We start from the raw sequence: 13,204 nt of genomic DNA, 5'->3' as shown, positions 1-13,204 counted from the left end.
TATTATTGAATATTTGGGAAATATTCATTCTAATTGGTAATCATATTTTAGAAAACAATAAACCCTTGCATATGACGCGACGTAATATGTTTTAATAATGATAAGGAGGTTATACTATGACTGAAAAAATTTATTTTGTAGGAGAATTAGCTGAAATTTCAGGCACTACCATTAGAGCAATTCAATATTACGATAAAATAGGTTTATTAAAGGCGAATAGACAAGAAAGTAGCAAAAAAAGATACTATACTAAAAAAGACTTAATAAAACTTCAGCAGATATTATTTTACAAAAAGTTAGGTGTTCCTTTAAATATTATAAAAAATCATCTTTCTGATATTGACAATAAGGAAGATGTTATAAAACTATTAAAAAGGCAATCAGATATTCTTTTTCAAAAAGAAATGGAAATTAAAATGAATATAGCAATAATCGAAGCTGTGACTTCAATTATTGCTTCAAATAATGTTGACCTTGATTTAGATATAATGATTGAGTTAACATTGAAATTAAACAAACAAACGATACTTGAACACTCTGAAGTAAATTATAGTAAAGAAGTAATAGATTCATTTAAGGACAACGATTCGAGAATAAAAGAAATGATCGAAATTTACTGGCTGTGGAAAAAACTAATTTTAGAGGCAGTATTTTTGAAGAGTAGTAATGTTTCTATTGATAGTCAACAAATTTATGAATTAGGTGAAAAATGGTCTAATTTCATTTCATTAGCTAGCAGTAAAGAGCATGCAATGGGAAATGTTTTTGCTGATGGATTAAGTAAAAGTAATGAATGGCCAGAAGAAGATTTACTTCTATACAATTATTGTAACGAATTTATTGATGAGGCCTATGGATATTATAGTAAAGTGAGGAATAAAATAAATGATACGATTAAATAATCTAACTAAAAAATATAAAAATAAAACTGCAGTAAATAATTTAAATATAACATTTACACCAGGAGTAGTAACAGGTTTTTTGGGACCTAATGGATCTGGGAAATCTACAACAATGAAAATGATAATTTCTTTAGTTCATCCTACTTCAGGAGATATTTCGGTTGATGATAACGATTATAAATCATATAAAAACCCGACTAAAAAAATTGGAACTTTGATAGATCCTGCAACAATAGATGTAGATTTAACTGCTAAACAGCATTTGTATTTTTTTTCAATAGCTGCAAATATTAGTCAAAAAAGAATTTACGAGGTTTTAAAAATGACAGGACTAGAAAGTGTTAAAGACAATAAAGTTAAAACCTATTCGTTAGGCATGAAGCAAAGATTAGGGATCGCCACAGCATTGATTAATGATCCTGATGTTGTGATTCTTGATGAGCCTTTTAATGGTTTGGATGTTGATGGAATTCATTGGATTCGCAGACTACTCAAGAAGTTATCATCTGAAGGGAAAACGGTGATTGTTTCTAGCCACCTTATGGGCGAAATCCAAGCAGTAGCAGATAGAGTAATTATTATTGCTCGTGGAAAGTTGCTTGCTAATATGAGTATAGACGAGTTAAATGAAAAAACTTTAACTACTTATAGCTATGTTGAAGCTGAAAATTTAGAAGAGATGGAAAAAGTTCTAAAATTAAACGGTGGAAATACAATTAGACGTTTGGAAGGATTAGAGGTTAGAGGACTGGATTCACGACTTATTGGTTCATTAGCAAGTAAGAATCATCAAATACTCTATCAACTCAAGGATGTACAACCAACATTAGAAGAATTTTTTATTGATATTACGGAAGGTAAAGTAGATTACATTTCAGAACAAAAGGAGATATAAAATGAGATATTTGATTAAAGCAGATTTTAAAAAAACATTTAATTTAAAGAAAAATAGAAATTACGTAATAATTTTAGGAGTATTAAGTATTTTTTTTAGTTTAACTTTTTTATTTACTTTAAATGTTACTCAAAAGAAACAGATTATAGATTTATCATCAATAGAATTATTGGATGTATCTTTATTAGGAATGGATGTAGTAACAATTATGCTTGTTATATTTTTTGCGAACTTTATTGCTAAAGAATTTACTACTGAACAAGTTTACACGTCTTTAGCAATAACCCCACTTCGCCATAAGTTTTATTTGTCTAAAATTTTATTTGTATTACTATTAAGTATAGGAGTAGGCGTTATATTGATTTTGACTATTTTAGGACTAGACCAATTAGTTTTATCTATGTACGAAATGCAAACAATACCTTTATTTCATCAAACTGTACTTAGTAAACTAATAGGAACACTATTTATGGTTATATTCTATAGTATTCTTAGTGCAACTGGGTCGTTTTATTTCCAATCAGTTTCTGGCGGAATTACTTTTTCATTAGGAATAATGTTTATTCCTGCTCTGGTTAAGCTATTTCCTGAAGGGTTTTCAGATTTGTTTTTATCGTTCCTTCCTGAAAAATCATTAAGTACATTAATCAAAATAGGGATGTTTAATTTAGATAATACTATTTTATTTAGCATTTTGGTTCTTTTATTTTGGTTATTAGTACCACTGATATTCGGATTCAAAAAATTTAATGAGACGGATTTTTAAAAAAGTATTAAAATAGTTTCAACTATCTTACAAAATATCCGAACTAGTAAAATTATTTGATACTTTTCTTTCGGTACTCGATATATTCTAAGTATTTCTATATTTGATTTCGACAAATTGATTATCGAAAGATTAAATCTTAAACCTAAATCTATAGCGACTAATAATTTTTCATTTTTAAAAGTAACTTTTGATTAAGATAAACCGAGAAAACACAGGAGTTATCTCTATAATTTTATTTGAACATAATGAGATTCATTATGAGAGTAGATATTACTTTAAAAAGGCTTGTTTCTCTATAATAAGAAGCAAGCCTTTTTTTATTATTTAACGATCTTCCTAGTTCTCCTCATTTTTTTCAATCACCAAATCAAATTTTTTGAACTCGCCCCAATAAATTAGTCCACTTTAAATGTTAAAAAAGTGATAAAATTATACAAAAGGAGTGGTCCAATCTATGAAAAAAACAAGATACACAGAAGAACAAATTGCCTTTGCTCTAAAGCAAGCAGAATTAGGTACTCCAGTTGAAGAAGTATGCAGAAAACTTGGAGTCACCCAACAAACTTTTTATCGTTGGAAGAAAAAATATGAAGGTATGTTGCCCAGTGATATGAAAAGGCTCAAGCAACTCGAAGAGGAAAATAGAAAGCTCAAACAATTGGTTGCCGATTTAAGTCTAGATAAGTCAATGCTACAAGATGTCATATCAAAAAAGCTGTAAAGCCTGCGGAAAAAAATGAATTAGTTCACTACCTACAGGTATGTTTTCAGGTTAGTGAGCGTAGGGCATGTAAAGTTTTAAAGCATAATCGTTCAACACTGAGATACAGTAGCATTAAGGATGAGCAGGCCTTCCTCAGAATGAGAATCAAAGAAATTGCAACAACAAGGATTAGGTATGGGTATCGTAGGATCCATGTCTTGCTTCAACGTGAAGGCTGGCAAGTAAATCATAAGCGAGTGTACCGTATTTATAAACAAGAGGGCTTAAATCTTCGAAACAAAAGTGGGCGAAAAAGAATTAGTTCTCCTAGGGTACCAGATAAAAATAAACCTGTAGCAATAAACGAATGCTGGGCAATGGACTTCGTCTCAGATCAGACTTTTAACGGAAAAAGGTTCAGAGCATTAACTATCATTGATACTTTCATCAGAGAATGTGTGGGAATACATGTTGATAAATCCATCAAGGGTGAACATGTTGCACTTAAGTTAAGTGAGATATGCCTTGAAAGGGGATTCCCGAAAAAAATCAAAGTGGATAATGGCCCGGAGTTTATTTCTAGATCATTAGATTCTTGGGCTTACTTCAACAAAGTCAAACTCGAATTCTCAAGGCCAGGGACACCAACAGATAATGCAGTCATCGAATCCTTTAACGGGAGCCTTAGAGACGAATGTCTAAATGTAAGTTGGTTCATATCATTAGATGACGCAAAAGGAAAAATCGAGGCATGGAGATTGGACTACAATGAATTCAGACCTCACTCTGGACTAACACACATGACACCATCCGAATTTGCCCAAAATCATAACGAAAAATCGATTTCATAATGAACATTTTAACTTTAAATATGGACCAAAAAAAGGGTGCTACTCAATCATAAAGTGACTAACATTTATATTGGATTAGATTTTGGGGAGCAGGTCAGGAGTATGAAAGATTAATAATAGGAAAGAGAGTTAAAGCAAGTGGACTTTTGAAAAAGATTATTGTGTTAGAAGGTGCACAATATTTATGGAAGTAAATACCAATAAAATACTTGAGTTACATGATTTAAGTTATATTCAATGAGTTATACTTTGACCTGTACTCAGACGGTGTACATCCTTTAAATTTAATAAATATCTCTGAGAAATAGCTTGGATTGGAATAACCGCATGCAAATGCAACATCGGTAATAGTTAAAGTGGAATCCCTTAAAAGTAGAATGCTTTTATCAAGCCGATAAGAATTTAAATATTGATTTGGAGAGTGATTTAAATATTGTTTGAATAGTTTACAGCATTTACTTTTGCCAATATTAGCTGCCATGGCTATATCAGAAAGTGAAATTTTGGAATCGTAATTATTATAGATAAATGATAACATTTGTTTCATTGTGGTTAAATTAGAATCATATTTAGAAAGATCCTGAGGGAAATAAGGTTTCAATAGTAAAAAAAGATATTCCCAGATTTGATAAAGGAGACTCATTGCTTTTAATTCAATATTAGTGGGTTCAAATTCATAAAGGTGATATAGCTGACGAATAGAGTTAAGAAGATTTCTACTTAATTCATTGTCAGCTTTTATTATCAGCTCAGTTATACTACATTCTAAAACTGGAGTGACGTACTGTTGTTGGACACTTAGAAGAGTGAATAGTGTTTTTGGGTTAAACACAAGACATATATAATCACAATCTGTGTAATCATTGGAAAATCCATAATGCATTTGTCTGGAATTGACCCAGATGGCTTCATCTTTATTTACAATAATATTTTGACCATTAATATTATATGAAATGTGCCCTTTGACAGGTATTAGAAATTCTACATCTTCATGCCAGTGACAGAGAGCTTCTTTATGAGTGAATGAGCTCAAGTTACTTTTTTTTACATAAATGGGAATAGATGGATTATTATAATAAATAATTTCAGATGAATCTTTTAGCACATTCAAATTCATAAGTTATAGTCCTCCTCAATTATTATGTTTGCGCATGATTGTTATATAAAGTGGTATGATTTTGGCTGAAAAAAATAAATTAATGCATTAAAATTATAACATACTTATTACATGATAGAAATAGGGAATATAAGTTTATAAAGAAAAGATACTATTATATTCATAGATACAAAGGAAGATATTCCAATGGTAGACTATTGCAACTGTGCAAGAAAATAAGATTGTATGGGGGTGTTGTTTCGCCATGTTTTCCGTAATTATGGGGTGCTTTATTTAGAGTTCCGATAATCGTTTTATATTTTATAATAAATCTAGATGAAATGATTAAATTATCAGCCGTGTATAGGTATTATAAACAATATAAATGGGTAAATGATTTAACAAGAGAAAACAAGTTATGGAGGAATGTTGATTATGACAATGAGAGAGCGAATTACATCTGGAAAACTTTTTACAGATTATTGTGAGGGACTGCCAGAAGAGAGAGTTAAATGCAAAAAGAATATGATGAAATTCAATGCAAGTACACCTGATGATATACCAAGTAGACAACAGCATATGAATAATCTGTTTGGAAAAGAAATTAAAGCTTGGATTGAACCGCCATTTTATTGTTGTTATGGAAATAATATAGAAATTGGAGAGGGGTCCTATGTCAATTTTAATTGTAATTTTGTAGATGATGAAAAGATACTTATAGGAAAGAAAGTAATGTTTGGACCTGCAGTAACGATTGCAACAGTTGGACATCCCATCAATCCAGATATGAGAGAATATATGTATGCAGATGAGGTTACAATTAAAGATAATTGCTGGATTGGTGCTGGAGTTACAATATGTCCGGGGGTGACAATTGGAGAAAATTCTGTAATTGGAGCTGGAAGTGTAGTGATTGATGATATTCCTGCAAATTCAGTGGCAGTAGGGAATCCTTGCAAGGTAATCCGCGAGATTAATGAAAGTGATATGAAATATTACTATAAAGGCAGAGAGATTTCAAAAAATGATCTGGATGAAGAAAGTAACTTGAGATAAATTACAGAAAAAAATTGGAGGGAAAGATGGACATCAATAAAAAAGAATGGGAAAGAATGATTTCGGAACAACTTTATAATCCATATCGTGTTGGAGGTGACAGTTTTGATAGAGTACATTTGGCACAGAAAAAATTCAATGAATCAGAATTTTGGCATGACAAAACTGCCTTTGAAGAATTAAAAAAATGTTTCCATAGTGCTCCTGACGATATGATACTTACGCCGCCGGTTTACTTTGATCATGGTGATAGGGTGAAATTTGGAAAACATTTTTATGCAAATACAGACCTAACAATACTTGATGAAAACTATGTTATCTTTGGAGATAATGTTTTTCTTGCCCCACATGTAAGCATATATACAGCAGGGCATCCAATTGATGCCGAAGTAAGAAACATGGAGCTTGAATATGCCAAACCAGTTACAATTGGTTCGGATGTCTGGATAGGAGGGAACGTTATTATTAATCCAGGAGTAACTATCGGAGATAATGTGGTAATTGGTTCGGGTTCAGTAGTGATAAAAGATATTCCTTGCAATGTAATTGCAGCAGGAAATCCGTGTAGAATAATTCGTGAGATAACAAAAAAAGACAAGAAAAAATGGAAAAACCAGTTAAAAGATTATGAGGAGAAGATGAAAAATTTTTATTAAATACATTCAAATGTCGAGGATAAGCCACCAAAGAACAATTAGCCCTTTAGGCTCAAGTGAGAAATCACTTGAGCCTTTTTTGTAATAAAATAAGCTATAGATTTATAAGAATTTGTATTTTTTCTTATTTACTATTAAAAAGAATATGGAAACAATAATTCCTAATGCTTCTGCAATAGGCACGGATAACCATATACCTTTTTCTGATAAAAACATAGGCAATAGTAGAATAGCACCTACTAGAAAAACAAATGTTCTGCAGAAAGAGATAATACCAGAAATTCTTCCGTCAGAAAAGGCAGTAAAAAGAGCAGAGGTAAAAATATTAAAGCTCATAAATAGAAATGTTATTGAAAATATAGGGAATCCATTTGTTATTATATCAAATACGTTGGATTCTTTTTGGGTGAATATAATTAAAATAGAATCAAGAATGGATGTTGATACTGTATAGGCAAAAATAGAAGAAAAAGATAAAAATATAATGCTAAATTTGAATATTTTCTTTAATTGTAAAGTATCACCAGAACCATATTTGAAGCTGATAATAGGAGCTACACCCATTGAATAACCAAAATAGATTGAAGTAAAAACAAATTGAAAATATAAAACTATCGTAATAGCGGCCACACCATCTACGTCATAATATTTCATAAAAGCATAATTGAAAAGAAAGGTAGTTACGGCGTTCGATAAATTTGAAATCATTTCTGAGGTTCCATTTGAACAAGCCTTATACAAAACGTTTAAATCGAAGGTAGGCTTTGTAAAATGTAGTGTATTTGTACGTAGAACTCCAAAGTAAAACAGACCAATGATAGCAGGGATACAGTACCCAATACCTGTCCCAATGGCAGCCCCAGCTATACCCATTTGGAATATTACTATTAAAATATAATCAAGTATAATATTAACGAAACCTGCAATGACGGTCACTATTAATCCGATCGTTGGTTTTCCTGCTGTTACAAAAAAAGCTTGAAATGCTGTTTGCAAAAAGAAAAATGGAGAAAACATTAGTAGAATGCGTCCATAAGTTCTACAGAGGTCAAATTGTATTTCATTAGCACCTAAGAGTATAATTATTTGATTAATAAATAAATTACCTAATAGTGCAATAATAATACCTACAAATGTAATAACAGCAATTATAAGTGAAAAGTTCTGCCGACTTTCGTGCGCTTTCTTTTCTCCCAATTTCTTTGCAATGATTGCACTTCCGCCTGAAGAAACCATAATGCCAATTGCCATTTGGAGACTAATAAGTGGATAAATCATATTTACTGCAGATAATGCTGTTGTACCAACAAATCTAGCAATAAAAATTCCATCAACTATTATATAGAGAGAAAGAAAAAACATCATTATAATATTTGGTAAAGTAAATAGTATTAAAGAAAAAAAAGAATGTTTTTTTGCAAGAGAGCTATTCATTTTTTCACTTCTCTTTCAAACAGTGTGTAATATGTTTCAGTGCATTTAACAAACCATTCACACATTTCTTTGCCCATCTTTTCCATTACTTTTTCTTCAATTTGATATAAGCCACCTAGAAGACCATCGACATAATTTTGTCCATCAGTAGTCAGTTTGATGATTTTGCTTCTTTTGTCGGCTGAGTTTTCTTCAAAATAAATATACCTATTTTCTAATAATTCTTTACAAATTGTGTTTACAGTTTGCTTTGGAATTAGCCACTCATCACAGATTTTTTTTTGAGTGCAAATTTCACTAGTATTTATTGCATCTAAAATCGCAAGTGAGTTATAATTAAGACCTTCTTTTTTTGCCCAATAACCATAAAGTTCATTAGTCCTGCTCATTGCGGTTGTAACAGCTTTTATTTGATGTTTAATTTGTTTACTCATCGTAGTTACCCTCCCAATATAAAATAGTCCTAAATCGTACTAATATATGGTATTATAATTTAGAGTTAAAGTCAAGTTTATTGACCAATTATATAAAGGAGTGAGTCTTATGTATTTTGTATTTTAAACTAATTGATACCTGGAAAATCGCATCTTGACTTTATGAAGAAAATTAGTACGTGTGATTTTTTTACCTGAACTTGTCATCCCACTATTGAGCCATTTAACTTTCTTAAGACCAATGCCACGTAAAGTGGATCGTATAAAGGTACCTTTAATTGGGTTGCCTGAGAATAAGATGAGGTACCATGTAGGTAGTTCAGATGTGGTGATGACAGTAGTTCGCTTAATATGGGTCAGTAAACCTTTTAGTCCTGTTTTTCCTTCTATATAAGCGAAGTCTTTTAACATAACTTTATCGAAAAAGCCTTTCAAGATGGCTGGAATGCCAAACCACCAGACTGGAAAGATAAAGACAAGTTCATCAGTTTCCATAAGCATATGTTGGTATTTTTGAACCATAGGGTCTGTTGTTTCACCTTTTGAGAATAATGCTAGGTCCTTTTCTTCAAGCACTGGATTAAAGGCTACTTTATTTAGGTCAATAACTTGATAGGCTTTTTTTGCTTGTTCTAATTGGTTGACAACACTATCCATAATAGCCTTGTTAAAACTGCCATGCCATGGATGGGATAATATTATAGTTGTTTTCATTTGAGGCTCCTTTCTGCAATCAATTTAAAATATACGTTTGCTTAAATTTAAGCATTTGCTCAATTAAGATAGACGTAGTATAATATGGAAAAATAAATGCGTCAATACAATTAGAAGTATTTACACAGATTCACAAGAATGTGTAAATACGCACATTTTAACAGATTTGTCTAATAAGGAGTGCTTATGTTAAAACAAAAACCGGTTAATATGAACGGAAAAAGGTCGATTGATTTACTTGTTGAAGCGATGTTCAAATTAATGGAAGAAAAACCTTTTCAAAGTATTACAATATCAGAACTTACACGAAGTGCAGGCGTTGTACGCAACACCTTTTATGCGCATTTTAATACGAAGACAGATGTGTTGACGTATTATATATTTTCAGTTTTTGAGAATGGATTAAAGGCCTATGATGAAGACAGGAGTTTTGATTACAAAACAATGGGAGCATTTTATTTTGATGTATGGTCTGAGAATATGTCTTTTTTGAAACTTTTGGAACAAAACGATATGCTAAGTGTACTTAATGATTTTGAAAATCAGTTGGACGCACTTGGGTTAACTGAAAAGCTGAATGCGTCTTGTCCGGTTTCAGATAAGGCATATAGCTATCTTGGCACATTCTATGCATCGGCTTTAGTTAGTGTGATTAAACGCTGGGTAAAGACAGGGATGCAAGAGACACCCAAAGAGCTTAATGAAATATATATGGAGTTGACAGGAGTAGAGCTTTTTACATGTTAACGATCATCTAGAGGTAAATATAACATAAGCGGATTTGAGGAATATAATAGCTTCAAAAAAATATGCTTAAGATGAAATAAAAAAATTGCCAACTTTAAATAATGCTGATAAACTATATCCGGGGTGTTTATAAATAACATAAAACGATATACTACAAGGAGGATTTTATGGACACAGCGTTATTTTTATTAGGTTTACTAGGATTATTAGGAGGGGTTATTTCTCTAATTATTAAGCTGATTTTTAAAAAAGGCATGCCAAAAAAAGTATCGGGATTAGTTATTCTTGCTTCGATTGTCTTAATCGTAAGTATTTCAAGTGTTGCTGGAACAGATTATCAAGAAAAGATGGATACGATTACGTCACAAGATTTACAGGTGCTCGCTGAAAATGGGGAGTACGAAAAGATTATTAAATTTATTGATTACTATGAAGATACACAAGAGAATGAAAAAAAAGAGTTAGTAACCACAGCTGTTAAGATTATAATGAATCAGACAAGTCAAGATGAAGTGCATGCCTTAGAAGAATATGTTTTTAATCCAGACACAGAAGGGTCTGAATTTATCAAGACGACGATCCTTCACAATCTTGAGGAGTCTAAGACTAAAAATATCTCTGTTGAAAAAGTCTTAGAATTATTTGCTAAGTCCCCGGAAAAAAGCTCAATTAAAAAATCGCTCGCAACGTATTTATCTGTTTTTGATGAGCAGGAAATTAATGCGTATTATATTGATAAAATAAGACAAGCTGCAGAAGCACAAGAGTTGACAACAGTATATGAGATCATATCGGAATACAGTCTACTTGAACAAGCGGATCAAGAGAAGCTTAAGGAATTGACTGTGCAATTAGATTCTCTAGAAGGAAAAAAAGAAGAGATTCAAGAGTTTAATGATTTGATAAAGGCTAAGGAAACGGAGATTGACGAGATTAAATCTCAAGTGCCTTCAAAAGAAGTGTTTGTATTAAATGCTTATGTGGTACAGGATTTGAGAACAAGTTATGATGGTTTATTAGAAATACTTGAAGTCAAAGATGCAGATACAAACTATTATGAAATAGCATTCACGGAATATGTACCTTTTCTTGGGGATATACCAAGTGACCAAAGAGCGATACTTGAGACGACAGTAACGCAATTTAGCCAACAAGGTTTGTTTTCAGCATATGTTATTGAAGCTGGAGAGCAAGAAGTAACCCTTGCACCAGAGCAAGGCGGCTTTACACAGACAATCAAGGTGTTTAGAGAAATCCCTGAGACAGCCATCGAAAATATTGCCAAACTTGATGTATTAGTCAACGAACGTGATTCTTATGCGATTCAGCTTGAAGAACGTCATGTAAACTTAGATTACATAAAAAATCAGATCCAAATGCAGATCAATGCATTAGATGGTAATAGCGAACCAATGGCAACAGAAGATGTGGATGAAGCTGCGATTGAGCCTCAGACAGATAGCGTGCTAGAGTATATCGCAAGCTCGAAGGATCAAATCCTAGAATTCTTTGGCGATGCATATGTTTCAGGTGATTTCCAAGGAAGTGAATTTTGGCGATATGAAGATCACTTAATTGCATTTTCGTTTGATCTGGAGACAGAGCAAGTCAATGCCATTTTCCTTGGTGAGGGAGCTGTGGTTGGCGAGGTAACTGTTGGTATGACAATAGAAGAAGTGATTTCGGCTATGGGTACACCACAATCATCAGGAGTTGATGAGGAAAATGGCGAGTATTATATATCGTATACGATTGAGGATAATCTATTAGTGTTCAATGCAGAAAGTGAAACGGCAAAGACCAGTAGTGCTACGCTATACCATAAATAACGGTAGCGCATTATTTTTCTACTAAAATAGCTAAAGTCGTTTGGTTGTCTTCGTATGGAGTTCCTTTAACATCACCATAGACATTGCATACTTTAAAACCGGCATCGGTTACCTCTTTGATTAATGAGTGCATGGTAAAATATGTTGTCCATAGATTATATGTTGCCATTGTTTGTTCGGTAAAAATAGTCGTCTGTTCGAGAGTTACATTGTCATGGTATTTACAGTAGCGATGTAAGGCGATATGCGGTGCTCTATTCCAAAAGCCGCCCTGTGGATAGCTTTGCCAAGTTTGTATTTCTTTGAAGTCAATGAATTTTTTAGTGGAGAATACATCAAGTAACATTTTTTTTGTTGGCTTTAGATGATGATATAGTTTTTTTAAAAGTATACTTCGCTCATTTTTGGTTAATGCGCCATAATCGCAATAGATCATTGTGATGAGGTCGTATTCTTTTTGCAGGTGTATCTGTAAGTAGTCTTCGTATAGATAATTGATGGTAAGATTCTGTTTTTTTGCAGATGAACGGCCGTATTCAATAGAACGCTTTGAAAAATCAATACCGGTTACCTGATAACCTAAGTGAGCAAATTTTTCGGCATATATTCCGGGACCACAACCAACATCTAGTAGCAAGGGATTGCTTGTTGGTGGAATCATCTGATGTATCCATGCGACAGATTCATCTATGAACTTTTTTGTTCTACTTGCACCTTCAATATTAGGGTTCAAATGTGCTTTGAGCATCTGCTTAGAAATATGTGTGTCATTCCAAAAAGCGGTGGTTGTTTTTTCATACAAAGCTGGTGGGGTTAAAAGTATCTTTAATTTTTCTTGCATTTATTATGCTCCTTTCAAAGTAAAAAAATAAACAAAAAAAGTCGTAGATTCTACTCTACGGCTTTTTCTCTTAACGTGAGAGGCAAAAAAGAGTAAAATAAAATCAAAATAACGAACAAAAACAAAGCTGTATAACAGCTGACTTTTGACCTGTTTAATTGATTTTATCTACTCTTTTCCAAGCATACCCATGGCAATGATTTGATGTCATCGGATATGTCGGATCCATCACCTTTTTCTAATTTAATATGTGCTTAGTTTACATAATGTATAGAGG

13 protein-coding genes are annotated in these 13,204 nt (G+C 32.2%); 8 read left to right on the top strand and 5 right to left on the bottom strand.

The annotated features are described in order from the left end of the window. The first annotated feature begins 116 nt into the window (after window positions 1–116). From QBE53_11050 to QBE53_11035, 4 genes are all read left to right on the top strand, one after another. Window positions 117–902, top strand: coding sequence for a MerR family transcriptional regulator (locus QBE53_11050; GenBank protein ID WZL80342.1), 786 nt, complete (start codon window positions 117–119; stop codon window positions 900–902). After that, on the top strand, window positions 886–1,797 hold the full coding sequence (locus QBE53_11045) for an ATP-binding cassette domain-containing protein (protein WZL80341.1): 912 nt from the start codon (window positions 886–888) through the stop codon (window positions 1,795–1,797). Before QBE53_11050 ends, QBE53_11045 begins: the two co-directional genes overlap by 17 nt. Window position 1,798: 1 nt before the next feature. Next, complete coding sequence (locus QBE53_11040; GenBank protein ID WZL80340.1) at window positions 1,799–2,563, top strand: hypothetical protein; 765 nt, start codon at window positions 1,799–1,801, stop codon at window positions 2,561–2,563. A 457-nt stretch (window positions 2,564–3,020) separates the two neighbouring features. Beyond that, a protein-coding gene (locus QBE53_11035) for an IS3 family transposase (protein WZL80339.1) occupies window positions 3,021–4,120 on the top strand; the annotation gives its coding sequence in 2 pieces (ribosomal slippage) (window positions 3,021–3,273 and window positions 3,273–4,120; 1,101 coding nt in all). Between the two features lie 223 nt (window positions 4,121–4,343). Here the strand turns inward: QBE53_11035 and QBE53_11030 are convergent. Continuing rightward, window positions 4,344–5,237: an AraC family transcriptional regulator gene (locus tag QBE53_11030; GenBank protein WZL80338.1), complete on the bottom strand. Its 894-nt coding sequence runs from the start codon at window positions 5,235–5,237 to the stop codon at window positions 4,344–4,346. A gap of 414 nt (window positions 5,238–5,651) precedes the next feature. On the opposite strand from QBE53_11030, the gene QBE53_11025 reads away from it, so the two are divergent. Both QBE53_11025 and QBE53_11020 read left to right on the top strand, forming a co-directional pair. Further along, window positions 5,652–6,272, top strand: coding sequence for a sugar O-acetyltransferase (locus QBE53_11025; GenBank protein WZL80337.1), 621 nt, complete (start codon window positions 5,652–5,654; stop codon window positions 6,270–6,272). Window positions 6,273–6,298: 26 nt separating this feature from the next. Then, a complete protein-coding gene (locus QBE53_11020) occupies window positions 6,299–6,928 on the top strand; it encodes a sugar O-acetyltransferase (GenBank protein WZL80336.1) in 630 nt (209 codons plus the stop codon). Between the two features lie 102 nt (window positions 6,929–7,030). On the opposite strand, the gene QBE53_11015 is transcribed toward QBE53_11020, so the two are convergent. The 3 genes from QBE53_11015 to QBE53_11005 all read right to left on the bottom strand — a co-directional run bounded on the left by QBE53_11015 (window position 7,031) and on the right by QBE53_11005 (window position 9,510). Further along, a complete protein-coding gene (locus QBE53_11015) occupies window positions 7,031–8,362 on the bottom strand; it encodes an MATE family efflux transporter (protein ID WZL80335.1) in 1,332 nt (443 codons plus the stop codon). Beyond that, window positions 8,359–8,796, bottom strand: a complete 438-nt coding sequence (locus QBE53_11010) for a helix-turn-helix domain-containing protein (GenBank protein WZL80334.1) — start codon at window positions 8,794–8,796, stop codon at window positions 8,359–8,361. The genes QBE53_11015 and QBE53_11010 overlap by 4 nt, the downstream gene beginning before the upstream one ends. Window positions 8,797–8,919: 123 nt before the next feature. Next, on the bottom strand, window positions 8,920–9,510 hold the full coding sequence (locus QBE53_11005; GenBank protein ID WZL80333.1) for an NAD(P)H-dependent oxidoreductase: 591 nt from the start codon (window positions 9,508–9,510) through the stop codon (window positions 8,920–8,922). Between the two features lie 186 nt (window positions 9,511–9,696). Between QBE53_11005 and QBE53_11000 the strand changes: the two genes are divergently transcribed. Together QBE53_11000 and QBE53_10995 are read left to right on the top strand one after the other, a co-directional pair. Then, on the top strand, window positions 9,697–10,257 hold the full coding sequence (locus QBE53_11000) for a TetR/AcrR family transcriptional regulator (protein ID WZL80332.1): 561 nt from the start codon (window positions 9,697–9,699) through the stop codon (window positions 10,255–10,257). 167 nt (window positions 10,258–10,424) lie between these two features. Continuing rightward, on the top strand, window positions 10,425–12,086 hold the full coding sequence (locus QBE53_10995) for a hypothetical protein (GenBank protein WZL80331.1): 1,662 nt from the start codon (window positions 10,425–10,427) through the stop codon (window positions 12,084–12,086). A 10-nt stretch (window positions 12,087–12,096) separates the two neighbouring features. On the opposite strand, the gene QBE53_10990 is transcribed toward QBE53_10995, so the two are convergent. Beyond that, window positions 12,097–12,927 (bottom strand): class I SAM-dependent methyltransferase, encoded by an 831-nt coding sequence (locus QBE53_10990; GenBank protein WZL80330.1) that lies wholly within the window; start codon window positions 12,925–12,927, stop codon window positions 12,097–12,099. Window positions 12,928–13,204 lie beyond the last annotated feature (277 nt).

Source organism: Vallitaleaceae bacterium 9-2 (assembly GCA_038396585.1).
GTDB lineage: Bacteria > Bacillota > Clostridia > Lachnospirales > Vallitaleaceae > UBA1351.
This window is presented reverse-complemented; position numbering and strand designations above follow the sequence as displayed.

What these genes read in the sequence shown, in the direction of transcription:
- QBE53_11050 (WZL80342.1), top strand. Translation starts at nt 117, where the DNA reads ATGACTGAAAAAATTTATTTTGTAGGAGAATTAGCTGAAATTTCAGGC.
- QBE53_11045 (WZL80341.1), top strand. Translation starts at nt 886, where the DNA reads ATGATACGATTAAATAATCTAACTAAAAAATATAAAAATAAAACTGCA.
- QBE53_11040 (WZL80340.1), top strand. Translation starts at nt 1,799, where the DNA reads ATGAGATATTTGATTAAAGCAGATTTTAAAAAAACATTTAATTTAAAG.
- QBE53_11030 (WZL80338.1), bottom strand. Translation starts at nt 5,237, where the DNA reads ATGAATTTGAATGTGCTAAAAGATTCATCTGAAATTATTTATTATAAT.
- QBE53_11025 (WZL80337.1), top strand. Translation starts at nt 5,652, where the DNA reads ATGACAATGAGAGAGCGAATTACATCTGGAAAACTTTTTACAGATTAT.
- QBE53_11020 (WZL80336.1), top strand. Translation starts at nt 6,299, where the DNA reads ATGGACATCAATAAAAAAGAATGGGAAAGAATGATTTCGGAACAACTT.
- QBE53_11015 (WZL80335.1), bottom strand. Translation starts at nt 8,362, where the DNA reads ATGAATAGCTCTCTTGCAAAAAAACATTCTTTTTTTTCTTTAATACTA.
- QBE53_11010 (WZL80334.1), bottom strand. Translation starts at nt 8,796, where the DNA reads ATGAGTAAACAAATTAAACATCAAATAAAAGCTGTTACAACCGCAATG.
- QBE53_11005 (WZL80333.1), bottom strand. Translation starts at nt 9,510, where the DNA reads ATGAAAACAACTATAATATTATCCCATCCATGGCATGGCAGTTTTAAC.
- QBE53_11000 (WZL80332.1), top strand. Translation starts at nt 9,697, where the DNA reads ATGTTAAAACAAAAACCGGTTAATATGAACGGAAAAAGGTCGATTGAT.
- QBE53_10995 (WZL80331.1), top strand. Translation starts at nt 10,425, where the DNA reads ATGGACACAGCGTTATTTTTATTAGGTTTACTAGGATTATTAGGAGGG.
- QBE53_10990 (WZL80330.1), bottom strand. Translation starts at nt 12,927, where the DNA reads ATGCAAGAAAAATTAAAGATACTTTTAACCCCACCAGCTTTGTATGAA.